The organism is Nocardioides sp. LHD-245, assembly GCF_030929495.1.
GTDB lineage: Bacteria > Actinomycetota > Actinomycetes > Propionibacteriales > Nocardioidaceae > Nocardioides.
In genome coordinates, this window is record NZ_JAVFWN010000001.1 from 233627 (window position 1) to 256654 (window position 23028).

The following is a 23028-nucleotide window of genomic DNA, read 5'->3' on the forward strand; positions in this document are numbered from 1 at the left end:
ACTCACGATCTCTTCCCAGGCGCGTGTGACGCATGTGAAAGTTGCTACTCGTGTGACTCCTTCCCCGCACACACGTCTGGAGCAGAGCCATGTCGCCGTACCCCACGGAGATCCCCGACCGCACCCGGCGCAGCCGGTTCGTGACGGTGTGCCAGCAGGCGTTGGCGCTGGCCGTCGTCGTCGCCGTCCTCACCCCCGCGGCCCGCACCGTCACGATGGAGGTCCGCCCCGCCGGGCCGGACGCCGCCGTCCCCGGCACGGTCGCCCTGCAGGCGGCCACCACGCCGGTGACGGTTCCGACCGACGTCGTCGACCCCACGGTGACGGAGTACCCGCTCACCGCGTCCCCGAAGGCAGTGAGCGGCCGGGTCGCGCTGCGCGGCAGCGTGAAGCCGCTCGCCGAGGGCGGCGACGAGGTCACCAGCGAGGCCCTGCCGGTCGCCGGCTACGGCACGGTCGGCGTGACCTGGGCGCACGGCACCGAGCTCGCCGAGGACGCGATCACCGTCAACGTGCGCACCCGCACCGGCGACGCGTGGACCGACTGGACCGCGGCGGACTACCACGACGAGCACGGCCCGGACGCGACCAGCGCCGAGGGACAGCGCTCGCGCCCCGGCACGGAGCCGGTCCTGGTGGGCGACGTCGACGAGGTGCAGGTGCAGGTCGAGACGACCACCGCCGCCCCGGAGGACCTGAAGATCGCCGTCATCGACCCCGGTACGCCGGCCGCCACGGCCGAGGAGCAGCCGGCGATCCAGACGACCGACTCCGGGGCCACGACCCGCAGCACAGCGGAGGTGACGCAGGGAGACGAGGGCGCGATCGCGATGCGGGCCGCCACGACCGGTCCGCCGCAGCCCCAGATCTACTCGCGGGCGCAGTGGGGCGCTCCGGAGGATCCGAGCTACAAGCCCAAGTACGGCACCATCAGCGCCGGCTTCGTCCACCACACGGTCAATGCCAACGACTACAGGCCGGAGGACGTGCCGGCGATCCTCCGCGGCATCTGGAAGTACCACGTCAAGACCCGTGGCTGGGCCGACATCGGCTACAACTTCCTGGTCGACCGGTTCGGTCGGATCTGGGAGGGCCGTGCCGGCGGCGTCGACAAGGCGGTCATCGGCGCGCACACCCTCGGCTACAACGACTACTCCTTCGCGATGTCGGCCATCGGCAACTTCGAGACCGCGCAGCCGACGCCGGAGCTGATCAACGCCTACGGCGCTCTCTTCGCCTGGAAGCTCTCGCTCAGTGGGGTGGACCCCGCCTCGCCGAGCCAGAAGGTCGGGTCGAAGTACTTCGCCGCGATCAGCGGCCACAAGGACGCCGGCAAGACCGCCTGCCCGGGCAAGTACCTGTACGCGCAGATCCCGGCGATCCGGGCGATCGCGAGCCAGGCGCAGCAGGGCGCGCTGCTCGGTCAGCTGAACGGCAGCTATATCGGCTCGCCCAACCCCGACATCGTCGTACGCAACGAGAAGAGCGGTCGGCTGGTCCTCCACGACATCGACAAGATCGACGGGACCTGGCGCATCGCCGCGACGGTGAAGACGAACATCGAGGCGCCCTGGGCCAAGCAGCTGCTCCGGGTCGGTGACTGGGACGGTGACGGGCTCAACGACATCATGGCGATCCGTAAGAGCGACAAGGCCCCGGTGCTGTTCCGTGGCATCGGCGGAGGCACCTTCCAGCCCCCGCAGGTCCTGCCCGGCAGCTTCCGCGGCGTGAAGATGCTCGCGGCGGTGGGCGACGTCACCGGCGACGGGCTGCCGGACCTGATCGGCCAGCCCAAGGGTGATGTGATGCGGGTCTACCCGGGCCAGCAGCTGACCGGCTTCCAGGCGAGCGTGCCCGCGACGGGCCAGGTCGCCGGCAAGAAGCTGATCCCGATCGGCCGGTGGAACAAGGACGGCGCGCCCGACGCCCTGGTGCGCGCCGGGTCGGCGCTCACGCTCTACAGCCGGATCCTCCCGGGCGCCTGGGCGCCGGGCAAGGCGATGAAGTCCAGCGCGAGTGGCTACGACTGGGTGATCGGGCTCGGCCCGATGGTGACCGGCGGGACCAACGTGCTCGTGCTGCGGAACAAGGCGACCCGGGCCGTGTACCTGGTGCCGAAGGCGAAGGCCAAGAAGCTCGGTACGCCGATCCTGCTCAAGAAGCGGAAGAAGTTTGACCTCGCGGGCTAGCTCCGCGTCACTGATCCGTCCTGGTCGTTCAGGCGGGGAAGCGGGCCGTTGCGTGCTCGGCGACGTACGTCGCCTCGAGTCGCTCCGGCTCGGCCCGGGCGACCAGGACGAGTGAGCCGCCCGACAGGAGCGGTTCGCAGAGGATCGCCGGCTCCGTGACGGGGTCGGCGACCGCGAGCAGGCGGCCGTTCCCGACCAGACCGGTGGCGGCCGCCTCGCTCCACAGCTCGGCCTGGGTCAGGGAGCGGCCGGCCACCTCGATCGCGAGATCGTCGGGCTGCGGCGGATCCCAGGCCTGGAAGGCGTCCGGCTGGGACCAGATGTCGACGCCGACATCGGTGACGCCGTCCGGGATCGGATCCGCGAACCGTACGCCGAGCGGCAACAGCGCGGAGGCCAGCACCGCCAGGTCGCCGGCCCGGACCGCCCAGGTGTCGAGGCTGTCGGGGCCGCAGACGGCGGCGGCGAGATCGGGGTCGTCCGTCGCGGCGACGATCAACCCACAGTTCCAGGCCGCGCCGAGGAACACGGTGCCGAGCCAGTGCGGTGGCAGGTCGACGGCGATGCGGTCGCCGCGCTCGAGACCGAGCTCGTCGACCAGCAGCGAGCTCGCCTTCGCGACCCAGTTGGCCCAGGTCGTGACCGACAGCTCGACCCGCTCGCCGGTCGCGTGGTCGTAGAAGGTCACCAGCGGCTGGCCGGGGTCGGTGCGCAGGCGGGCCGACAGGACGGCGGGGAAGGTGCTCGGGCTCGTCACGCCCCGAGCCTAGGGTGGGGGCGGCCCGGGCGAGGCCGTAGGGTGCGGCGCATGGTTGACGAGATCCCCGGCTTCTGGGCCGTGGTCCCCGCCGGCGGCGCCGGGACGCGGCTCTGGCCGCTGTCCCGCTCCCGCTCGCCGAAGTTCCTGCACGACCTCACGGGCAGCGGGGAGTCGTTGCTGGAGCAGACCCGGAGCCGGCTCGCACCACTGGTGGGGGACCGCGTGCTGGTGGTGACCGGCGAGGCGCACCGTACGGCGGTCCGCGACCAGCTCGCGAACCTGCCCGAGGACGCCGTGGTGGCCGAGCCCTCGGCCCGCGACTCGATGGCCGCGATCGGCCTCGCCGCGGCCCTGCTCGAGCGGCGGGGCGCCGAGGTGATGGGCTCCTTCGCCGCCGACCACGTCATCACCGACCCCGACGGATTCGCGGCGGCGGTCGCCGGCGCCGTGGCGGCGGCGCGGGACGGCTGGCTGGTCACCATCGGCATCGAGCCGACCTTCGCGTCCTCGGCCTTCGGCTACATCCGCCAGGGCGAGCAGCTGCCCGGGCATCCCGCGGCGCGCAAGGTCGCCGAGTTCGTGGAGAAGCCGTCGGTGTCGGTGGCCGAGGAGTACCTCGCGACCGGCCAGTACCGCTGGAACGCCGGCATGTTCGTCGTCCGGCCGTCGGTGCTGCTCGATCTGCTCGCCGAGCAGGATCCCGGCTTCGCCGCCACGCTCCGTGCGATCGCGGCCGAGCCGCACCGGCTCCCCGAGCTGTGGGAGACCCTGCCGCGGATCGCGATCGACCACGCCGTCGCCGAGCCGGCCGCCGCGGCGGGCCGGGTCGTCACCATCCCGGGCGGCTTCGGCTGGGACGACATCGGCGACTTCGACTCCCTCGCCACCCTGCTCGGCGACGACGACGTCTGCAGCGTCCTCGGCGACGCCGGGCTGACCCAGCTGATCGGCGCCAGCGGCATCGTGGTCCCCGGGTCCGGGCGCACGGTCGCCGTCATCGGGCTCGACGACATCGTCGTCGTCGACACCCCCGACGCGCTGCTCGTGACCACCCGTGCCCGGGCGCAGGAGGTCAAGAACGTCGTCGCCGCGCTCAAGGACCAGGGCCGCAACGACCTTGTTTGATGGCGCGAGCGCGTCGCTCGTTCCTCGCGCCGCGCTGCCGCGCACGCAGTCGCGCTGCGTAGGTCCCGCCTCCGCCTGGCGGCCAGCCTCCGGCACGGCGCAAAGCACCGATCTCGTCGGCTCCGGTCGCTCGTCCCTCGCTCCCTACGCCTCCTCGCCCGGCGTTTCGCGCCGTAGCCTCGCGGCGTTCGACGAGCGCGGTCCCGTGCCATGGGGCCGGTCGTCGCGGGAAGCGAAGGCGACGGAGCGCAGGGAGCGACGAAGGAGCGACCGCAGCGGAGGAACCGAGCTTTCCGCGAGCCGGCGTGTGGCCGCCAGACGGGCTCAACCGGCTACGGAAGCCAACCGCGCGCGCGGCAGCGCGGCGGAGCGAAGCGACGACGCGCTCGCGCCATCAACTCAGTACGCGTAGGGCTCCGGCGCGTCGGTGAACGGGTACTTGTCCATGAAGGACGTGAGTGCCGCGCCGCTGACCTCGGAGCAGTACTGCCAGGCGCCGTACTGCTTCTCGGTGTCGCGGTCGACCCGCCAGTGGGTGAAGGCGATCGGCTCGCCCTTGGGGAAGGCCTTGCCCGTCTCCTTGACGTCGGCCTTGGTCCAGGGCGCGACCTTGAACTTCAGCCGCTGGTTGGTGTCGTTGGCATCCATGATCTTGGCGATGGCGCGCATGGCCGCGACCTGCTCGGAGTCGTCGGCGACGGTGGTGTCGTACCACAGGATCGTGTAGCCGTGCTCGAGGTTGTGGACCAGCTGCTCGAGCTCGGGGCGCGAGCCCTCGGTGTAGAAGCGGTCGCCGATGGGCGCCGGGGCGATGCCGGCGACGTTCCAGTGCGCGCCGAAGGCGACGGGACCGTCGGTGTAGTCCACCTGCTGTCCCTCGGGGACGTGCTCGCCGCTGCCGGTCGCCTCCTTCTCGGTGATGTCGCCGCAGACGCTGGCCGCGGCACCGATCTCGGCGACGCTCTTGCCCTTCCACTTCTGGTCGTTGACCATGTCGCGGACCTTCGGGTAGAGCGCTGCCCCGATGATCACCAGGGCGACCACGACGCACACGCCCACGATGGCCATGCCCTGGCGCTTGTCGGCGCGCTTCTGCTTCCGCCGGATGTCGTCGATGACTTGGCGGCGCTCCGACTTCTCGGACTTGCTGGACTTGGCCACTGCGGGTACCTCGTCTTGGTCGTGAGGGGGCAGGCGTGAGCGCGCCCCGTGCGGCGAACGCGGGAAGTCTACGGAGTCACCGGTCGAAACCGCAGGTCGGTGTCGAGATCGCTCGTCTCGACCCGGTCCCAGCCGTGGGCGAAGGCGACGATGTCGGCCGCGGCGCGCCGCTCCGTCGAGGTCCGTACGTCGACCGCGGTGGCCGCCCGTGCCGGGATCCCCGCGCGGCCCAGCGCCGCGACGAGCTCGGCCGCGTCGACGGGACTGCCGAACGCGGCCCGTCCCTCCGGCCGGGCGGCGACGGCCTGGACGACGGCCTCCCGGGCGCCGTACCCGAAGAGGTCGGCGCCGTCGGCGCGGATCAGGGCGCGTGCCCCCGGCCCGTCGTCGCCGGGCGCGAGGACCAGGTCGGCCCGGCCGCGCAGGACCGCGCAGGGCCGGGCGCCGAGCTTTCCCTGGGCGAGCTCGACCGCCGAGGCGATCTCGTCGGCGACGGCGGGTGCGGTGACCGCGAGCTCGTTGCCGTGGGCGTCGACCCGGCCGGTGAAGGACTCGAGGACGGTCAGACCGGCGGCGCCGATGGCGATGTCGGTCTGGCCCTCGCGCCAGGTGCGGCCGGCGGTGTCGGTGACGACGACCCCGATGTTGACGCCGCGCCGCTCGGCGACGGCGGCGCGCAGAGCGCGCGCGGACGCGTCCGGATCCAGCGGCAGCAGCACCACCGAGCCCTGCTCGACGTTGGAGGCGTCGACGCCCGCGGCGGCCATGGTCAGGCCGAGCCGGTTGCGCACGATACGGGTGGGGCCGCGCCGGGCGACGAGCCGGTCGGTCTCGGCGTCGATCCAGGCCTCGCGGTCGCCGTCCTCGACCCGTCCCTCGGCCTTGCTGACGACCTTGCTGGTGACGACGAGGACGTCGCCGTCGACGAGGTCGTCCGAGCCGAGGGCGCCGAGCAGCGCCGCGGCGAGGTCGTCGCCGGGCCGGATCTCGGGGACACCGGTGGGCGCGATGACGCTGAGCTGGTCCGGCCGGGCGGTCATCGGCACACCAGCTCGATCGCGGCGGCGGCCATCGCGGCGGTGGCGTCGTGGTCGGTCATCATCAGCGGCACGGCGGCCGCGGCGATGCCGGCCGCCTCGAGACGGGCGACCTGGGCGGCGTCGCGCTCGTCGACCAGCCAGCCGTCGAGTACGCCGCCCGCGGACCGCGCGCCGTAGTTGAGCCCGACCCCGGCCGCGCTCACCTCGACGCCGATCGAGGTGAGCATCTGCTCGGCCATGCCGCGCACGTGGGTGTCGCCGACGATGGGGGAGAGGCCGACGACCCGCGCGTCGCTCCCGCGCACGGCCTCGCGGATGCCGGGGACGCCGAGGATGGTGCCGACCGAGACGACGGGATTGGACGGCGGCAGCACCACCAGGTCGGCGCCCGTGATCGCGTCGACCACGCCGGGGGCGGGAGTCGTCTCGTCCATCCCGACGAAGACGACCTGCTCGGCGGGCACCTCGGCGCGCAGTCGCACCCAGTACTCCTGGAAGTGGACGACCCGGCGGCCGCTGGGGGAGTCGGGGTCGGCGACCGCGACGTGGGTCTCGACCCGGTCGTCGGTCATCGGGAGCAGGGTCAGCGCGTCGCCGTACGCGGGGGTGAGCCAGCGCCGGCACAGGGCCTGGGTGACCTGGGAGAGGGGGTAGCCCGCGTCGAGCATCTGGGTCCGCACCAGGTGGGTGGCGATGTCGCGGTCGCCGAGGCCGAACCAGGTGGGCTCCACGCCGTACGCGGCCAGCTCCTCCTTCGCGCTCCACGTCTCCGCGCGGCGTCCCCAGCCCCGCTCGGGGTCGATCCCGTCGCCCAGGGTGTACATCACGGTGTCGAGGTCGGGACAGACCTTGAGGCCGTGGATCCACCAGTCGTCGGCGTTGTTGGCGATGACCGTCACGTGGGCGTCCGCGGCCACACCGGGTAGGGTTCCGCTGGCGATGCCGTGGAGCAGGCCTTGCAGGAACCGGGCTCCGCCCATGCCGCCCGAGAGGACGGTCAAACGGCGGCAGCGTCGCGGCAGGCGACCTCCGGGAACTTGCTCGGCTTTCGCGTCGCCGGAGACACGCTCGCCAGGTTTCAGTTGGCGCAGCGGTCTGCCGATGGGTCCCGCGGCTGTCGCGTCAGGTGTCGATTCCACGGGGGTCAACTGTGCCGTGCCCGGAAAGGGCGGCGTGCACGGGGCTGCCTATAGCAGATTCGACCTTGACTGTTTGGGTATGACACGTATGTAATTCCAGTGGTGTCGTTCGGGGCACCGGGTCGAGTCGTAAGGGGCGATATCGTGAGGGAACTGTTCCTGGTCGAGGCAGAGTCCGACGAGCTGGGGTGGCAGGAGCGTGCGTTGTGCGCGCAGACGGACCCCGAGGCGTTCTTCCCTGAGAAGGGAGGATCGACGCGCGAAGCCAAGAAGGTCTGCCAGACCTGCGAGGTGCGCGCCGAGTGTCTCGAGGCCGCGCTGGGCAACGACGAGCGCTTCGGCATCTGGGGCGGCATGTCGGAACGCGAGCGTCGCAAGCTGAAGAAGAAGGCCGTTTGAGCCCAGCCGCACCCAGCTGATCGCGTCGCGCGTCTCCCGCCGGCACTGACGGTTCGCCCCCTTCGGGCCGTCGGTCGTAGGGTCTGACCTCGTGTCGCAACAATCCGAGGTGGCTGTCCTCCTGGTCAGCCACGACGGCAGCTCCTGGCTGCCGGCGGTGCTCGACGGCCTGCTCGCGCAGACCGCGCCCCCCACGCGGGTCGTGGCCGTCGACACCGGCAGCTCGGACGGCAGCGCGGACCTGGTCCGCTCCGGCCTCGCCGGCCGGCTGCCTCTCGAGCAGCGCAGCCTGCCCCGCGACACCGGGTTCCCCGACGCCGTCGCGGAGGCCGTCCGCGCGCTGGCCGCGACCGGCGCAGCCCCCGAGTGGCTGTGGATCCTCCACGACGACGCGAACCCCGCCCCCGACGCCCTGGCCGCGTTGCTGGCGGCCGCCCGTGAGCGTCCCGAGGCCGACATCCTCGGCCCCAAGCTGCGCGAGTGGCCCTCGTTGCGCCGCCTGCTCGAGCTCGGCGTCACGATCAGTGGCACCGGCCGCCGCGAGACCGGCCTGGAGCGCGGCGAGTACGACCAGGGCCAGCACGACGAGGTCCGCGAGGTGCTGGCGGTCAACTCCGCCGGGATGCTCGTGCGCCGCGAGGTGCTCGAGGAGCTCGGCGGCTTCGACGCCGCCCTGCCGATCTTCGGCAACGACATCGACCTCGGCTGGCGCGCGGCCGCGGCAGGGCGGACCACGATCGTGGTCCCCGCCGCCGTCGTCTTCCACGCCGAGGCGGCCCATCGCGGAGTCCGCCGGACGCCGCTGACCGGGCGCCACACCCACTTCCAGGAGCGCCGCGCCGCGCTCTTCACGCTGCTCGCGAACGCCCGCGGCGCCACCCTGCCGCTGCAGGTGCTGCGGCTCACGCTCGGCTCCCTGCTGCGGGTGCTCGGACTGCTCTGCGCCCGGGCCGTCGGCGAGGCACTCGACGAGCTGGCCGCCCTGCTCGCGGTGCTGCGCCACCCCGGGGCGATCCGCTCCGCCCGCCGGGCGCGCCGTGCCGCGGCGGCCGGTGGCGCCGACCGGTCCCGGGTACGCCGCCTCCTCGCGCCCTGGTGGGTGCCCTACCGGCACGGCCTCGACCTCGTCGGCGACCTCGTCGCCGCCGCGACCAACCAGGCCGCGGATGTCGCCGACCGGCGCCGGGTCGCGGCCGCCGAGCGTGACGCGGCAGCCGGTCCGCCGCCGGCCCGCCATCGCGACGAGGACGAGGAGTTCGCCGACACCGGCATCGTGGTGCGCTTCCTCACCAACCCGGTCGCGGTGGCGACCGCGATCACGGTCGTGGCCCTGCTCATCGGCGTCCGGGACGTGGTCGGCGGCATCGCCGGGGGAGCGCTCTCGCCCACACCCGGGAGCGTCGGCGACTGGTGGGGGCTGCACCTGGAGGGCCACCACCCGGTCGGCTTCGGCAGCGACATCCCGGCCCCGCCGTACGTCCTGGCACTGGCGGTGCTCGGCCTCCCGGTCGGACCCTCGCTCCTCATGTCGCTCCTGATGGCGCTCGCCGCACCGCTGGGCCTGTGGGGGGCGTGGCGGTTCCTGCGCGTCGTCGGCCGCCTCGTCACGCCGTACGGCGCCCCGCGGTGGCTGCTCCTGTGGGGCTCGGTGACCTGGGCGCTGGTACCGCTCGTCTCCGGCGCCTGGGGCGGTGGCCGCTGGGGCGTGGTCGTCGCCGCCGCGGTGCTGCCGTGGATGGCGCACGCCGCCCTCGGCTTCGCCGATCCCGACGCCGCGCACCGCTGGCGCGCGGCCTGGCGCACCGGTCTGGCGCTCGCGCTCCTCACGGCCGTCGCGCCGCCCGCGTGGCTGCTCGTGGCCGTGCTCGTCGCGGTGCTGCTCGGCTGTGCCGTCCGCCTCGTCCCGGGCGAGGTCCGGGACCGCTCCGTGTGGGGACCACCGGTGGCAGCGCTGGCCGTGCCGCTGCTCGTCCTGCTGCCGTGGTGGCTGCCCCTGCTTCTGGAGGGCGGGTTCGCCGGCACCGTCCTCGACGTCGGCCGCTGGCCGACCGCGGCGACCTCCGGCTGGGACCTGCTCGCCGGGCGGCTGGGCGGACTCGGCGCGCCGGCTCCCGTCGGCGTGGCGCTGCCGGTGCTGGCCCTGCTGGCACTGGTGCCGCGCGCGACCCGGATCCCCGTGGTCGTGTGCTGGCTGGTCGCCGCGGTGGCGGCCGTGCTCGCCGTGCCCCTCGCGGTCACGACGGTCGACATCACCGGCCCGGTGGGCCAGCAGCCCGGCCTCGGCGCCGTGCTGCTGGTGCTCCAGGGCGCCTGGGTCACCGCGATCCTGCTGGGCGGGCTCTCCCTCCACCATCTCGGCGACCAGCCCAAGCCCGCCCAGGCCGGCCTGGCCCTCGCCGGCGTCGCCGGCTTGGTCGCCCCGCTCGTCGGGCTCGTGTGGTTCGCGGGCTGGGGCGCGGAGGAGCTGCGTGACCCGCCGGAGTCCGACGTACCCGTCTACATGGCCCAGCGCGCCGAGCAGGCCGAGCAGAACGGCGTGCTCGTGCTCCGCGGCGGCATGGACGCCGGGCTGCGGTACGACGTCCACCGCGGCGACGGCCCGACCGTCGGCGAGGACGAGATCGCCGCGCTGACGGCCGAGGACCGCGGCATCACCGCGACCATCCGCTCGCTGGTGACCTCGCCCGACCCGGACGCGGTCGCCCGGCTCTCCCGGCTCGGCATCCGCTACGTCGTCCAGGCCGCGCCGGCCGACGGCGCCGTCTCCGCGAGACTGGACGCCACCTCCGGCCTGGTCCAGGCCAGCTCGGAGCGCGGTACCCGCGCCTGGCAGGTCAGTCCCGAGCCGGGCCCGCTGCCCGGCGAGCGGGCCTGGGTGCGTTGGCTGCTGCTGCTGATCCAGGCCGCCGCGATCCCGGTGCTGGTCGTGCTCGCCCTCCCGCCCCTGCGAAGGAACCGCGATGAGTGACCCGAAGCCCGCAGGCCGCCGCGCTGCCGTCGCGCGCCGCCGGAGGGTCGACATCCTCGTCGCCCTCGCGCTGGTGCTGCCCGCCGTCGTCGCCGTCGCCCTGGGCGCCATCGGCGACGAGCCGACGCCGCACGCCGGTGTGCGTCCCCCGACCACGGCCGAGCTCACGTCGGCGACCGTCGTGTGCCCCGGGGGCGCCGGCCCGGCGAGCGCCGCGCGCGTCGGCCGCACCCCCGGCGCCGCGGGCGGCGAGCTCGCCGTGCTGGCCGCATCGCCGGACGGCCCCGAGGCCGTGGCCGCGACGCCGGTGATGGTCGCGGCGGGCGCCACCGCCGTCGTGCCCGACAGCGCCGGCCCGATCGTCCTCGACGGCCAGGGCGTCGCCGCGCCCGGCATCGCCGCCGGACGCGACGACGCGCTGGCGCTGCCCGAGTGCCGTCCTCCGGCGTACGACGAGTGGCTGGTCGGACTCGGCGCGACCGCTCGCTACGCCACCACCCTGGAGCTGGTGAACCCCGACGACGGCGAGGCCGTCGTGGACGTCGCGCTCGTCGACGAGGAGGGCCCGGCCGAGGAGCCCGCCCTGCGCGGCATCCAGGTCCCGGCGCACGGCGTGCAGCGGATCGACCTCGCGACCGTGGCGCCCCGACGCGGCACGACGGCCGCCCACGTGACCGTCACCCGCGGCCGGGTCACGGTCACCGCACGCAACACCCGTGACCAGCTCGGCCGGGGCCGCGCGACCATGGACTTCCTGCCGACGCAGGCCGCACCCGACACCGAGAACCTGATCCTGGGCCTCGACGGGACCCGCAACACGACCCTCGTCGTGGCCAACCCCGGCGACGACGAGGTCCGCGCCGAGCTGCGGCTGGTGACCGCCGACGCGACGTTCACCCCGACCGGCGCGCCCGAGGTGTCCGTGCCGCCGCGGGCGCTGCGCGAGGTGGACCTCCGCCCGCTCCTCACGGGCGAGAACGCCGCCGGCGTGCTCGGGGTACTCGTCGAGTCCGCCGACCCGCTGGTCGCCTCGGCCCGGCTGGTGCACCGCAAGGACCTGGCCCTGCTCGCGCCGGCCATCGCCGTGGAGGAGCCGACGGCGGCGGTGCTGCCGCAGGGGGAGAAGACCCTGCTGCTCGGCCACGCGACCCGCAACGGCGTGGTGCAGGTGACGTCGTACGCCGCCGACGGGAGCGTGCTGCGCGAGGACCAGGTCGAGGTCGCTCCGGACCGCGCGGCCCCGCTCGCGCTGCCGCCCGAGGCCGTTCTCGTCGCGGTCGAGCCGCGCAACACCCGGGTCGCGGGTGTCGTGACGCTGCCGGTCAAGGGCGACCAGCCGGGCCTGGCGACGCTGCGCCTGCGGCCCGCCGAGACGCACGCCCGGATCCCGGCGGTGGCACCGGAGTAGGAGCTCCCCGGGCGGCTCCGGTGGCCCGGGCAGGGTTCAGCCCCGGAACCCGGCCTTCGTGCCGCTCCGATCCGGTGTGGCGCTCAGTCGTCGTCCGCGAGATAGCGCGGGTCGACCTGGGCCGGGTCGATGCCCAGCAGCTCGGCGACCTGCTCCACCACGATGGTGAGCACGATCGCCTCCAGGTCGGTGCGATCGGCGGCGCGGTGCTCCAGGGGACGGCGGAAGACGACGAGCCGCGTCGGCGTGCTCCCCGAGCCACGCACCAGCGACGACAGGGGCACCCGCCCGGAGTCCCAGTCGTCGGGCAGCTGCGGAGCGTCCTCGACGGCGTACTCGACGAGGCCGAGGTGATCGGACCAGCGGGCATCGATGGCGGTCACGACGTCGATCATGATCCGGTCGAAGGTCTCGCGCCGGCTGCGCGGGCGGGGTGGCCGGTGGCCCGGCGCCGCCGAGGGCAGCACCGCAGGCCCCCGCATGCCTCGCCCGCGCCGGTCGCGCAGCCGGCGGGGAGCCAGCTCGTCGTGCTCCATGCCAGCGAGCCTAGCCACCGATCGCCCGGGAGGGCGGTAGCGTCTGCGCCGTGAGTGTGAGCCCGGCCCCGCAGAGCCTGCGGACCTGTTCGCGCACGGCGTGTGCCCGCCGTGCCGTCGCCACGCTGACCTATGTCTACGCCGACTCGACCGCCGTGCTCGGCCCGTTGGCGACCTATGCCGAGCCGCACGCCTACGACCTGTGCGACGTGCACAGCGAGCGTCTCTCCGCCCCTCGTGGCTGGGAGGTCGTCCGGCTGGCGCTCGGCACCCAGCAGCAGGGCCCTAGCGGCGACGACCTGCTCGCCCTCGCCGACGCGGTCCGCGAGGCGGCCCGGCCGGTGCGCCGCGAGCCGGTCGAGCAGCCGCAGGAGCCCGGCCGGGAGGTGGCCCGCAAGGGGCACCTCCGCATGATCACGACCGACTGACTCTCCGCTAGTGTCGCGGTCATGGCGAGCGGCACGACGTCCCCTGACAACCTGAGCAAGGTCTTCAAGGCCTACGACGTGCGCGGCATCGTCGGCGAGCAGCTCGACGAGGAGCTGGCCCGTGCCACCGGCGCGGCGTACGTCGAGGTGCTCGGCGTCGACGCGATGGTGATCGGCTACGACATGCGCCCCAGCTCCCCGGCGCTCGCGGGCGCCTTCGCCGACGGCGCGACCTCGGCGGGCGCCGACGTCACGATGATCGGGCTGGCCTCCACCGACCAGCTCTACTTCGCCTCCGGGCATCTCGACCTGCCGGGCGCGATGTTCACCGCCAGCCACAACCCGGCGCAGTACAACGGCATCAAGATGTGCCGGGCGTTGGCGCAGCCGGTCGGCATGGAGAGCGGCCTCGCCGAGATCCGCGACCGGGTCGCCGCCGGAGCGGCGAGCGCCGCTGCGGCGGGCCGGACCGGCTCGATCAGCTCCCACGACGTGCTGCAGGCCTACGCCGCCCACCTGATCGCGTTGGCCCCCGTCGCGGGCCGGCGGCTGAAGGTGGTCGTCGACGCCGGCAACGGCATGGCCGGCCATACCGCCCCAGCCGTCTTCGGCCGTCTCGCCGGACAGGTCGAGATGGTGCCGATGTACTTCGAGCTCGACGGCACGTTCCCCCACCACGAGGCGAACCCGATCGAGCCCGCCAACCTGGTCGACCTGCAGAAGGCGGTCATCTCCGAGCGGGCCGACATCGGACTGGCCTTCGATGGCGACGCCGACCGCTGCTTCCTCGTCGACGAGCGCGGCGAGCTGGTGTCGCCGTCCACCCTCACCGCGCTGATCGCGGCGCGTGAGCTCGCCAAGGAGCCCGGCGCCACGGTGATCCACAACCTGATCACCTCGCGTGCCGTCCCCGAGATCGTCACCGAGCTCGGCGGCACGCCGGTCCGGACCCGGGTCGGGCACTCCTACATCAAGGCCACGATGGCCGAGACCGACGCCGTCTTCGGCGGCGAGCACAGCGGCCACTTCTACTTCCGCGACTTCTGGCGTGCCGACTCCGGCATGCTCGCCGCGCTGCACGCGCTCGCTGCGCTCGCCGAGTCGGACCGTCCGCTCTCCGAGCTGCTCGCGGCCTACGCCCGCTACCCGCTCAGCGGTGAGATCAACAGCACCGTCGCCGACCAGGCCGCCGTGCTCGCCGAGCTGGAGGCGACGTACGGCGGACAGGACGGCGTCACCGTCGACAAGCTCGACGGGCTCAGCGTCGGCCATGCCGACTGGGCGTTCAACGTGCGTGCCTCCAACACCGAGCCGCTGCTGCGGCTCAACACCGAGGGGAAGGACGAGACCACCATGGTCCGAGTACGCGACGAGGTTCTCGCGACGATCCGGAGCGGCAGGTGAGCGCGGTGGGCGACATCGCGCCGGAGTTGCTCGCGATCATCGTCTGCCCCGCCTGCAAGGGCGAGCTCGCGGTGACGCCCGCGGGCGCCGACGACGGCGTGGAGCTGGTGTGCCAGGGGTGCGGACTCGCCTACCCCGTCCGCGACGGGATCCCGGTCCTGCTGGTCGACGAGGCTCGCAAGCCCGCCTGAGGGCGGGACGAAGGAGCGGTCCGATGGTCTGGTTCGACGAGTCCCGGCTGGACGACGAGACGGCGCTCGCCGCCGCCGACCTCCGGCTGCGGACCCTGGCCGAGGCCGGTGCGCGGGTACGCCGCGAGGTCGGTGGCTGCGCCGACGCGATCGCCGAGGCGGTCTCCCGCTCGATCGAGTCCCGCCCCCGCGCGGTGATCGCGGCCGGCCCGGACTCCCGGCTGCTGCGGGCCGTGCTCGAGCCGTTCTGCCCGGTGCCCTTCGTGGCCTGGCCGTCGCCGGCCCTGCCGGGCTGGGCCGGGAGTCTCGACCTGGTCGTCGTGCTCGCGCCCGAGGGCGGCGACCCCGGCACCGCCCTGGCCGTCGCCGAGGCCGCGCGCCGCGGCTGTCAGCTCGTGGTCGCCGCGCCACCCGACTCGGTCGTCGCCGAGCACGCCACCGGTCGCTGGACCACGCTGTTGCCGACCAGCACCGGAGACCAGCTCGCCACCGCCGTCGCGATGCTGTCCTTCCTCGACCAGGTCAACCTCGGCCCGACCACCGAGCCCGACGCCGTGGCGGAGGCCCTGGACACGGTCGCGATCGGATGCTCGCCGCATCGCGACATCTCCATCAACCCCGCGAAGATGCTCGCCATCTCGCTCGCCGATGCCGCCCCGCTGGTCTGGGGCGGGTCGGTCCTGGCCGCGCGGGCCGCGCGGCGGATCGCGGAGTCGATCCGGCGTACGTCAGGGCGCACCGCCCTCGCCGGGGATGCCGAGCACCTCCTCCCGGTGCTGGAGGCGGCGCGCCCCCGCAACGTCTTCGCCGACCCGGTCGCCGACGGGACCGGCGATCGCCGCCCGGTGCTGGTCATGCTCGACGACGGCGTCGACGACCCGGTGGTCCGCGACCAGCGCCACCGGCTCGAGGCCGCGGCCCGCAGCCAGGACGTCCGGATCGAGCACGTCGCCTCCGAGGCGACCGGCGAGGTCGCCCGCTACGCCTCACTGCTGCTCAGCGGCACCTATGCCGCGGAGTTCCTCCGCCTGGGGCTCGTCGCCGACTGACCCGAGACGGGTTCTCAGGATCGGGTTGTCTGACACTTGGTCTCGGCACAGGCGGTTCGGGTACCAAGGAGTGATGTCCTCACCTTCTCGGGACCCGTGGCTCGACAACGCGAAGATGGGCCTGGTCACGCTCGTCGTGGTCGGGCACCTGCTGGCGCTGCTGCCCGCCGACGGGCCGGGCGGGCGGGTCTACGACTTCGTCTACCTGTGGCACATGCCGGCCTTCGTCTTCCTCTCCGGCTACCTCTCCCGTGGCTTCCGCTACAGCCCCACCCGGCTGTGGCAGCTGGTCACGACGCTGCTGGTCCCGTACCTCCTCTTCGAGGGCGCGCTCGCCTGGTTCCGGGTCAATGTGGGCGGCGAGCGGTTGTGGGACCTGTGGCTCGATCCGCACTTCCCGCTCTGGTACCTGCTCGCCATGGTCGCGTGGCGCCTGGTCACCCCCCTCCTGCGGCCTCTGTGGGGAGGCGTTCTCGTGGCCGTCGGGATCTCCGTCGCCGGCGGCTTCCTCGCGGGTGACTGGACCCGCTGGCTGGACGCGCCGCGGGTCCTCGGCTTCCTGCCCTTCTTCGTGCTGGGGCTGAAGACGACGCCCGAGGCGCTGGAATGGCTGCGCGGCCGGTTCCCGGCGCTGCTCGGCGTCGCCACCTTCGCCGTCCTCGGCCTGCTGGCGAGCTCGTTCGAGGCGTGGTCGAGCCGGCCCTACCTCTACTACCGTCCGTACGCGCTGCTCGACGACCCGACCTCGACGGCGGTGCTGACTCGGCTGCTCATGCTGCTGGCCGGTGCCGCCGGTGCGCTCGCCTGGCTGACCCTGGTGTCGCGGATCGGCGGCTGGTTCAGCCGGATGGGCGGCGCCACGCTGGTCGTCTATCTCTTCCACGGCTTCGCGGTGAAGGAGCTGGAGTACCTCGGCTTCGTCGCGTGGGCCCAGGACCGGCCCTGGCTGGGTCTGTTCGGCGCCGTCGTGATCGGCGTGGGCGTCGCGCTGCTGCTGGCCGCCCCGCCCGTGCGCCGGGTGCTCGAGCGGGTGGTCGACCCGTTCGACGTCGCCCACCGCCGGATGCGGGAGGCGGTGCGGCTCACCGGAGTCGTCCACGAGCAGGAGACCGCGGACCGCGCAGCAGCGCGGTCGGTGCCTGCGGGCCGGTAGCCTTTCGGGCATGCCCTGCTGCCCCTCTGGCCTGATCCGTCCCGCCCACCGGGGACGCCGGTGAGCGCCGGCCTGTTCGGCCTGCTCGACGACGTCGCCGCCATCGCCAAGATGGCCGCCGCGTCGATCGACGACGTCGGGGCCGCGGCCGGCAAGGCGACGGCCAAGGCGGCGGGTGTCGTGGTCGACGACACCGCCGTCACCCCGCAGTACGTCCACGGCGTCGCCGCGGAGCGCGAGCTCCCCATCGTCAAGCAGATCGCGATCGGCTCGATCCGCAACAAGCTGCTGATCATCCTGCCGGTCGCGCTGCTGCTCAGTGAGTTCCTCCCCGACCTGCTGCCGATCATCCTGATGGTCGGCGGCACCTTCCTCGCCTACGAGGGCGCCCACAAGCTCTGGCACCTGTTCTCCGGCCACGACGACCACGACACCCCCGTCGCGGAGATCGGCCCGGAGGCGGAGCGGGAGATGATCTCCGGCGCGATCCGCACCGACCTGATCCTGTCCGCCGAGATCATGGTGATCGCCCTCGCCTCCGTGGAGGACGAGAGCTTCTGGGCCCGGCTCGCGATCCTCGTCGTCGTCGCGATCGCGATCACGATCGTCGTGTACGGCGTGGTCGCCCTCATCGTGAAGATGGACGACACCGGACTGCTCCTGTCGCAGCGCCCGTCGGCGTTCGCGCAGAAGGTCGGCCGCGGCCTGGTCGCCGCCATGCCGCGGCTGCTGGCGGTGATCTCGGTGGTCGGCACCGTCGCCATGCTGTGGGTCGGCGGCCACATCCTGCTCGTCAACGTGCACGAGGTCGGCTGGTGGGACGCGCCCTACACCTGGGTCCACGGCATCGAGGAGGACATCGAGCATGCCGTCGAGGGGTTCCTCGGCAGCGCGCTCGCCTGGCTCGCCAACACCGCGATCTCGGCCGTCATCGGTCTCGTCGTCGGGACCGTCGTGGTCGCCGTCGTCCGGATCCTGCCGTTCAAGGGCGACAAGGGCCCGGTCGAGCGGTACGACGAGGGCGAGCCCGCCGCGCACTGACCGCCGCCGAGGCCGGGCCTGGGGAGGTCCGGCTTGGGAGGCGCGCCCTAGTGGTCGGTGCGCTCCTCGCGTCGGCGCAGGTAGCTCCATCCGTGGTGCAGCTGCTCGGCGGAATAGCAGCGCGCCCTCTTGGCGAGTGCCTCGGCGTCGTCGGAGACGTGCAGGGCCCGGCGGCCCGCCGCCGACAGTGCCAGGAGCTGCATCCGGCACGCCTTCTCCAGCAGGACGGCCGCGAAGACCGCCTCGGGGATCGACGGTCCGGCCACCACGACGCCATGATTGACCAGCAGCAGCGCGTTCCGGTCGCCCAGGGCGGCGGCGACGGCCGCACCCAGCTCGGGAGTGCGGATGAGGTCACCGGTCTCCACGAAGCGTGCGATGTCGGGCGGGACGAACAGGGTGGCCTCGTGGGCGACGGGCTGCAGGGGGAGGCCGGTCGACGCGAGGGTGGTGGCCGCCTCGGGGTGGGTGTGGACGACGCAGCTGACGTCCGGCCTGGCTCGCATCACCTCGGTATGGATGAAGCGCTCCAGGTGCGCGGGGCCGCGGCCCTCCACGACGTTCCCGTCGAGGTCGATGAGCTGGATGTCGTCCTCGGCGAGCTCGTCGAACCCCCGGCCCGGCCGTTTGAGCCAGAGCCCGCGCCCGTCCGCGTCACGCAGGGACACGTGTCCCCAGACCAGGTCCGCGTGCCCGTTGGCGGCGAGGATCCGTCCGGCCTCGACGACGGCGCCGCGCGGGTCCGCCGGGGCCGCCTCAGCCGCCATGTCCGACCAGGAACTCGCCGGCCAGCTTGTTGAACTGCTCGGGCTGCTCGAACATCGGCCAGTGCCCGGCGTCGGTGATCAGCTCGAAGGAGCCGTTCGGCAGCAGCTCGCTCGCCCGGCGGCCGACCTCCGCCCGGGTGGTGGGGTTCTGGTCGGACCACAGCACGAGCACCTCGTGGGGGATCGTGACCAGGTCGGCCTCGGTCAGCAGGTAGGACCGGTTCTCCTCACCGGGTTGCTCGGCGACCATCTTGGGCATGGCGAGGCGGCTGTCGGGGCGGGTGTAGATCCGGTACCGCGCCTCGACCAGCTCGTCGGTGACGGAGGCGGGGTCCGCCATGAGCCACTCGAGCCTGGTGCGCACGGACGCGTGCGTGGGTGTGTCGACCGCCTTCTTCGTGACGTCGCGGACCCGGGCGTGGACATCGGCGCTCTCTCGCCGGCTCGCGTCGTCGTCGAGGAGGATGCCGGCGCCGGTCGCGAACACGATCTTGCCGATGCGCTCGGGGTGATGCCGCGCGGTGTGGAGGGCGATCCAGCCACCCAGGCTCTGACCGACGATGTGGGCCCGCTCGATCGCGAGCGCGTCCATGAAGGCGAGCAGGTGCTCGGTGAAGAGGGGGGCGTGGTAGGTGACGTCGAGGGGCTTGTCGGTGAACCCGTGCCCGATGGCGTCGATGGCGTGCACCTGCAGACCCCGCTCCGCGAGGGGGACGACGTTGCGGACGAAGCCCTCGGCGTGCCCGGTGAGGCCGCCGATCATGATGACGTGGTCGCCGGTCCGGCCGGCTTCGACCGACCGGGTGCGCCAGGCGCCGGCCTGGTGGTAGCGGATCTCGGCGCCGAGCGCGCTGTTCCAGAAGGACATGGTGATCACCTTTCGAGGTACTGCAGGAGGTGGGCGTTGACGAGCTCGGGCCGCTCGTAGTGCGGCCACTGCTTGGCGGCCGGGATGGTCACGGCGCGCGCGGCGGGGAGCCGGCCGGCGATGTCGGTCAGCAGCGGCGCGGGCAGGTGGCCGTGCTCGCCGTGGAGGAACAGGATGGAGCGGCCGGCGACGGCGAGGCACGCGGGCTCGACGACGTAGGCCGCGTTGTCCGCGGACCGGACGGCGAGGTGGACCGCTCCCGCGCCGGGGAGCGCGTAGAGGCGGCGGCGGAGGTCGATCAGCTCCTCCTCGACCACGGTGGGGTCGTGGAGCAGCTGGGCGAACCTGAGGCGCACGTTGTCGATGCTCGGGTCGTCGAACGCTCGGCCGCCCGCCGTGGCCGCTGTCCGGACGCGCACGTCGCTCATCCGTTCGGCGTGGGTCTGCAGGCCGGCCGGCTCGATGAGCACCAGCCGCCGTATCGCCGGCGGGCGGGTGGCCAGCAGGTGCAGGACGGCCCACGCCCCGAGCGACTGGGCGACGACGTCGAAACCGCGCCCGTCGTCGAGCTGCGCCATCACCTGGTCCAGATGACCGGCGATCTCGCCGACGTCGTAGCGAGTGCCGGCATGCTCGGTCAGGCCGTGTCCCAGGAGGTCCACCGAGATCACCGTGCGCCGGGCCGAGAGCGCTGGCACGTTGCGGTGGAAGGACTCCAGGTGCCCGCCTCGGCCGTGCAGCACGAGCACGGGTGTCCCGCCACTGTCGTCGTGGGGCGGGGTGACGACGATCCGGGTGCGGACGCCGCCGCAGGTGACCATCCGTACCTCGGATCCTGCGTAGTCGCTCCAGAGGCTCACCCGAGCGACTCCCGGAGACACTGCACGATCCGTGCCCAGGTCAGGTCGGCCGCCTGGGGGGCGTAGTTCGGGTGGGTGTCGTCGTGGTAAGCGTGGCCCGCCCCTGCGTAGCGGTGGAGCTCGGCGCCCTTCGCGGCGGTCGGGAGGGCCTGCTCGAGCGCATCGATCTGCTCGGCCGGGATGGCCTGGTCGTCGCCTCCGAAGTGGAACTGCACGGGTGCCCTCAGCCGCTCCAGCAGCGGGATCCGGGAGAGGGGATCGCCGGTGGGGGAGTACTCGGCGGGCAGGATCGGGATGCCGTAGAGGGAGACGATGACGTCGAGATCGTCGGTCACGGCGCCCCATGCCAGGACCGTGCCGCCACCGAGACAGAAGCCGAGAGCGCCCGCGCGGTCGCGGTCGGCCGCCGGGAGCGACCGGGCGAACCGGAGGCCCGCCTGGAGGTCCGGCACCGCCTGGTCGTCGCGCGCGGCCAGGAACGCCAGGGACCGGCGCTCGTCCTGGGTCGCGTAGCTCTGCGGCGGCATGCCGCCCAGCCGGCTGAACAGGTCGACCGTCAGGGACACGAAGCCTTCGGCGGCGAGCCGCCGGGTGACCTCCTGGCGGTGCGGCGTGACTCCCAGGTTCTCGTGCGCGGTGATCACGATCGGGTGGATGCCGCCGTCGTCGGGCACCGCGAGGTAGCCCCGGATGAGATCGTCCCCCGAGCGGAAGTGGACCCAGCCGGCGCGGGTGCCGTCGGGATGGGCGGTCAGGTTGACGCTCATGGGGCCTTCCTTGCTGCTCCGGCGTCGAGATCGTCGATCGCCTTCTTGGTCGCGGTCGCGACGAGCTTGATGAGGGACTTGCCGAGCTCGGCCAGCCGCTTCTCGTGACCTCGTGCCGTGGGGACGATGACCGCCACGGCGCCGATGGGACGGGCGGTGAGGGTGACGGGGACGGCGACGCCGGACACGCCGGGGATGTACTCGTCACTCTCCGAGGCCCAGCCACGCTGCCGCGCCAGATCGACCTGCTCGGCCAGCTGGTCGGTGCTGACGACGCTCGCGGGCGTGCGTCGCACGAGGTGGATGCGCGGCACGAGGATCTCCGCCTCTTCGCTCGACAGCCCGGCCAGGACCGCCTTGCCGATGCAGCCCCCACCCATGCCGGATCGCTTGCCGACGGGTGAGGCCACGCTCAGCACGTGGGTCGAGTCGACCTTCTGGGTGATCAGGACGGTGTTGTCGATCCAGTTGGCCTCCGCGACCAGGATCGTCTCGCCGGTGGTCTCCGCCATGGTGTGGACGACGTCGGCGGTGACGCGGCTCAGGGTGCTGGCGTTCGAGACCAGCCCGCCCAGCTCCAGGAGTCGGGAGCCGAGGGCGTAGGTGCCCCAGTCGTCCTGGCGCAGGAAGCCGCGTTCCACCAGGGTGCGGGCGATGCGGTGCGTGCTCGACGCCGGCAGCCCGACGGTATCCGCGAGATCTCTCAGGCTCAGCTGCGGGTGAGCCGCATTGAAGGCGAGCATGATGTCGACGGCGCGATCGACCGACTGCACGCTGCGTACGGAGCTTCCCGGCGGCCTCTCGATGCTCATGGCGACCATCTCAGCCGCAGTAGGCCGGCGCGGCATCGACATTGTCCTTCGTCACGACCGTGGTCGGGATCTGACCGATGACCGGCTCGTCGCGGGGGTCCTCCAGCAGGTCGACCATCGTGCTCACGGCCTTCACCCCGAGCTCGTACGGCGAGCTCGCGACCAGCATGGCGAAGCGGCCCTCGCTGGTGGCCTCCAGCCCCTCCTCGGTGCCGCCGTTGGTGATGATCTTGATGTCGGACCGGCCGGCGTTCTCGAACGCGGTCAGCGCCCCGAACCCCATCTCCTCGTTGGGGACGAAGACGTACTGGACGTCGGGGTGGGACTGGAGGAGGTTCTCGGCGACCTCCTGGGCCTTCGCGCGCTGGAACATGCCGGGCTGCTCGAAGACGACCTTCGCCTCGGGGCCCAGCGCGGACTTGAAGCCGCCGACGAAGAGGTCGGACGCGGCTCCGGGCGCGCCGGCGATGATGGCGACGTCCACGTCCTTGCCCGCGGAGTCCTCGTTGAGCCACTGGGCCGCGACCTCGCCGGTGTGCTTGACGTCGGACAGCTCGGCTCCCGCCACACCAGCCATGTCCGGCCCTCCGACGGAGGTGAGGAAGATCGGGATGTCGGCGGCGACGGCCTTCGCGATCGCGCCCTCGAGGGAGTCGATGTTGACGGTCTGGAGCACGATCGCGTCGACCTGACGCACGATCATGTCCTCGACGTTCGCCTGCTCCTTGGCCGGGTCGCGCGTCGAGTTCGCGTGCACGATCTCCACCGGGACGCTCTGCGCCTCGTGGTCGATGCCGGCCTCCAGGCACGTGTGGAAGTCGAGGCTGTCGGCGTTCACGAAGCCGATGGTGTATGCGGTGTCGCCGGCCTCGTCGGTGCCCGAGCCGCAGGCGGCCAGGGTGCTCGTCGCCACGGTGGCGGTCAGGACTGCGGTCAGGATGCGGGACTTCATCATGGGTGGTT

General features: G+C 73.1%; 22 protein-coding genes. 11 read left to right on the plus strand and 11 right to left on the minus strand.

The genetic code is table 11. The features are described from left to right. Positions 1 to 89 precede the first annotated feature (89 nt). Positions 90 to 2189, plus strand: a complete 2100-nt coding sequence (locus tag RB608_RS01105) for an N-acetylmuramoyl-L-alanine amidase (protein WP_308085931.1) — start codon at positions 90 to 92, stop codon at positions 2187 to 2189. Between the two features lie 28 nt (positions 2190 to 2217). Here RB608_RS01105 and RB608_RS01110 read toward each other — a convergent pair whose 3' ends face one another. Then, on the minus strand, positions 2218 to 2946 hold the full coding sequence (locus RB608_RS01110) for a TIGR03089 family protein (protein WP_308085932.1): 729 nt from the start codon (positions 2944 to 2946) through the stop codon (positions 2218 to 2220). Positions 2947 to 2997: 51 nt separating this feature from the next. On the opposite strand from RB608_RS01110, the gene RB608_RS01115 reads away from it, so the two are divergent. Next, the gene (locus RB608_RS01115; protein WP_308085933.1) at positions 2998 to 4074 is read left to right on the plus strand and encodes a sugar phosphate nucleotidyltransferase; all 1077 of its coding nucleotides are present in this window, start codon (positions 2998 to 3000) and stop codon (positions 4072 to 4074) included. A gap of 399 nt (positions 4075 to 4473) precedes the next feature. Here RB608_RS01115 and RB608_RS01120 read toward each other — a convergent pair whose 3' ends face one another. The 3 genes from RB608_RS01120 to cofD all read right to left on the minus strand — a co-directional run bounded on the left by RB608_RS01120 (position 4474) and on the right by cofD (position 7276). Continuing rightward, a complete protein-coding gene (locus RB608_RS01120) occupies positions 4474 to 5235 on the minus strand; it encodes a DUF3105 domain-containing protein (protein WP_308085934.1) in 762 nt (253 codons plus the stop codon). A 68-nt stretch (positions 5236 to 5303) separates the two neighbouring features. Next, positions 5304 to 6275 carry a coenzyme F420-0:L-glutamate ligase gene (cofE, locus tag RB608_RS01125; RefSeq protein WP_308085935.1) on the minus strand — a complete coding sequence of 324 codons (972 nt, stop codon included), beginning with the start codon at positions 6273 to 6275 and terminating at the stop codon, positions 5304 to 5306. Beyond that, on the minus strand, positions 6272 to 7276 hold the full coding sequence (cofD, locus tag RB608_RS01130) for a 2-phospho-L-lactate transferase (RefSeq protein WP_308085936.1): 1005 nt from the start codon (positions 7274 to 7276) through the stop codon (positions 6272 to 6274). Before cofD ends, cofE begins: the two co-directional genes overlap by 4 nt. A gap of 282 nt (positions 7277 to 7558) precedes the next feature. Here cofD and RB608_RS01135 point away from each other — a divergent pair, with 282 nt between their 5' ends. The 3 genes from RB608_RS01135 to RB608_RS01145 all read left to right on the plus strand — a co-directional run bounded on the left by RB608_RS01135 (position 7559) and on the right by RB608_RS01145 (position 12189). Continuing rightward, positions 7559 to 7813 carry a WhiB family transcriptional regulator gene (locus RB608_RS01135; protein WP_308085937.1) on the plus strand — a complete coding sequence of 85 codons (255 nt, stop codon included), beginning with the start codon at positions 7559 to 7561 and terminating at the stop codon, positions 7811 to 7813. 109 nt (positions 7814 to 7922) lie between these two features. Next, a complete protein-coding gene (locus RB608_RS01140; protein ID WP_308085938.1) occupies positions 7923 to 10781 on the plus strand; it encodes a glycosyltransferase family 2 protein in 2859 nt (952 codons plus the stop codon). Continuing rightward, entirely contained in the window at positions 10774 to 12189 is a 1416-nt protein-coding gene (locus tag RB608_RS01145; protein WP_308085939.1) for a DUF5719 family protein, read from the plus strand. Before RB608_RS01140 ends, RB608_RS01145 begins: the two co-directional genes overlap by 8 nt. Positions 12190 to 12272: 83 nt before the next feature. On the opposite strand, the gene RB608_RS01150 is transcribed toward RB608_RS01145, so the two are convergent. Then, positions 12273 to 12725 (minus strand): metallopeptidase family protein, encoded by a 453-nt coding sequence (locus RB608_RS01150; RefSeq protein WP_308085940.1) that lies wholly within the window; start codon positions 12723 to 12725, stop codon positions 12273 to 12275. Positions 12726 to 12781: 56 nt separating this feature from the next. Between RB608_RS01150 and RB608_RS01155 the strand changes: the two genes are divergently transcribed. The 6 genes from RB608_RS01155 to RB608_RS01180 all read left to right on the plus strand — a co-directional run bounded on the left by RB608_RS01155 (position 12782) and on the right by RB608_RS01180 (position 17991). Beyond that, a complete protein-coding gene (locus RB608_RS01155) occupies positions 12782 to 13153 on the plus strand; it encodes a DUF3499 domain-containing protein (protein ID WP_308086243.1) in 372 nt (123 codons plus the stop codon). 21 nt (positions 13154 to 13174) lie between these two features. After that, entirely contained in the window at positions 13175 to 14557 is a 1383-nt protein-coding gene (locus tag RB608_RS01160) for a phosphomannomutase/phosphoglucomutase (RefSeq protein ID WP_308085941.1), read from the plus strand. A 14-nt stretch (positions 14558 to 14571) separates the two neighbouring features. Then, a complete protein-coding gene (locus RB608_RS01165) occupies positions 14572 to 14748 on the plus strand; it encodes a Trm112 family protein (protein WP_392390963.1) in 177 nt (58 codons plus the stop codon). A gap of 23 nt (positions 14749 to 14771) precedes the next feature. Further along, the gene (locus tag RB608_RS01170) at positions 14772 to 15797 is read left to right on the plus strand and encodes an SIS domain-containing protein (RefSeq protein ID WP_308085943.1); all 1026 of its coding nucleotides are present in this window, start codon (positions 14772 to 14774) and stop codon (positions 15795 to 15797) included. Between the two features lie 73 nt (positions 15798 to 15870). Continuing rightward, positions 15871 to 16950 (plus strand): acyltransferase family protein, encoded by a 1080-nt coding sequence (locus RB608_RS01175; RefSeq protein WP_308085944.1) that lies wholly within the window; start codon positions 15871 to 15873, stop codon positions 16948 to 16950. Positions 16951 to 17010: 60 nt separating this feature from the next. Beyond that, entirely contained in the window at positions 17011 to 17991 is a 981-nt protein-coding gene (locus tag RB608_RS01180) for a DUF808 domain-containing protein (RefSeq protein ID WP_308085945.1), read from the plus strand. Between the two features lie 47 nt (positions 17992 to 18038). On the opposite strand, the gene RB608_RS01185 is transcribed toward RB608_RS01180, so the two are convergent. From RB608_RS01185 to RB608_RS01210, 6 genes are read right to left on the minus strand one after another with little or no spacing between them, the layout of a single operon-like run. Beyond that, a complete protein-coding gene (locus tag RB608_RS01185) occupies positions 18039 to 18758 on the minus strand; it encodes a class II aldolase/adducin family protein (protein ID WP_308085946.1) in 720 nt (239 codons plus the stop codon). Continuing rightward, on the minus strand, positions 18748 to 19626 hold the full coding sequence (locus tag RB608_RS01190; RefSeq protein ID WP_308085947.1) for an alpha/beta hydrolase: 879 nt from the start codon (positions 19624 to 19626) through the stop codon (positions 18748 to 18750). The genes RB608_RS01185 and RB608_RS01190 overlap by 11 nt, the downstream gene beginning before the upstream one ends. 5 nt (positions 19627 to 19631) lie before the next feature. After that, on the minus strand, positions 19632 to 20486 hold the full coding sequence (locus tag RB608_RS01195; protein WP_308085948.1) for an alpha/beta fold hydrolase: 855 nt from the start codon (positions 20484 to 20486) through the stop codon (positions 19632 to 19634). Continuing rightward, on the minus strand, positions 20483 to 21253 hold the full coding sequence (locus RB608_RS01200; RefSeq protein ID WP_308085949.1) for a dienelactone hydrolase family protein: 771 nt from the start codon (positions 21251 to 21253) through the stop codon (positions 20483 to 20485). The genes RB608_RS01195 and RB608_RS01200 overlap by 4 nt, the downstream gene beginning before the upstream one ends. Continuing rightward, the gene (locus RB608_RS01205; RefSeq protein WP_308085950.1) at positions 21250 to 22065 is read right to left on the minus strand and encodes an IclR family transcriptional regulator; all 816 of its coding nucleotides are present in this window, start codon (positions 22063 to 22065) and stop codon (positions 21250 to 21252) included. The genes RB608_RS01200 and RB608_RS01205 overlap by 4 nt, the downstream gene beginning before the upstream one ends. Before the next feature lie 10 nt (positions 22066 to 22075). Next, on the minus strand, positions 22076 to 23020 hold the full coding sequence (locus tag RB608_RS01210) for a sugar ABC transporter substrate-binding protein (protein ID WP_308085951.1): 945 nt from the start codon (positions 23018 to 23020) through the stop codon (positions 22076 to 22078). Positions 23021 to 23028: the final 8 nt, after the last annotated feature.

Excerpts from the sequence above, each read along its gene's own strand:
- RB608_RS01105 (WP_308085931.1), top strand. The coding sequence starts at position 90 with ATGTCGCCGTACCCCACGGAGATCCCCGACCGCACCCGGCGCAGCCGG.
- RB608_RS01115 (WP_308085933.1), top strand. The coding sequence starts at position 2,998 with ATGGTTGACGAGATCCCCGGCTTCTGGGCCGTGGTCCCCGCCGGCGGC.
- cofE (WP_308085935.1), bottom strand. The coding sequence starts at position 6,275 with ATGACCGCCCGGCCGGACCAGCTCAGCGTCATCGCGCCCACCGGTGTC.
- RB608_RS01145 (WP_308085939.1), top strand. The coding sequence starts at position 10,774 with ATGAGTGACCCGAAGCCCGCAGGCCGCCGCGCTGCCGTCGCGCGCCGC.
- RB608_RS01150 (WP_308085940.1), bottom strand. The coding sequence starts at position 12,725 with ATGGAGCACGACGAGCTGGCTCCCCGCCGGCTGCGCGACCGGCGCGGG.
- RB608_RS01160 (WP_308085941.1), top strand. The coding sequence starts at position 13,175 with ATGGCGAGCGGCACGACGTCCCCTGACAACCTGAGCAAGGTCTTCAAG.
- RB608_RS01170 (WP_308085943.1), top strand. The coding sequence starts at position 14,772 with ATGGTCTGGTTCGACGAGTCCCGGCTGGACGACGAGACGGCGCTCGCC.
- RB608_RS01175 (WP_308085944.1), top strand. The coding sequence starts at position 15,871 with ATGTCCTCACCTTCTCGGGACCCGTGGCTCGACAACGCGAAGATGGGC.
- RB608_RS01185 (WP_308085946.1), bottom strand. The coding sequence starts at position 18,758 with ATGGCGGCTGAGGCGGCCCCGGCGGACCCGCGCGGCGCCGTCGTCGAG.
- RB608_RS01190 (WP_308085947.1), bottom strand. The coding sequence starts at position 19,626 with ATGTCCTTCTGGAACAGCGCGCTCGGCGCCGAGATCCGCTACCACCAG.
- RB608_RS01200 (WP_308085949.1), bottom strand. The coding sequence starts at position 21,253 with ATGAGCGTCAACCTGACCGCCCATCCCGACGGCACCCGCGCCGGCTGG.
- RB608_RS01205 (WP_308085950.1), bottom strand. The coding sequence starts at position 22,065 with ATGAGCATCGAGAGGCCGCCGGGAAGCTCCGTACGCAGCGTGCAGTCG.
- RB608_RS01210 (WP_308085951.1), bottom strand. The coding sequence starts at position 23,020 with ATGATGAAGTCCCGCATCCTGACCGCAGTCCTGACCGCCACCGTGGCG.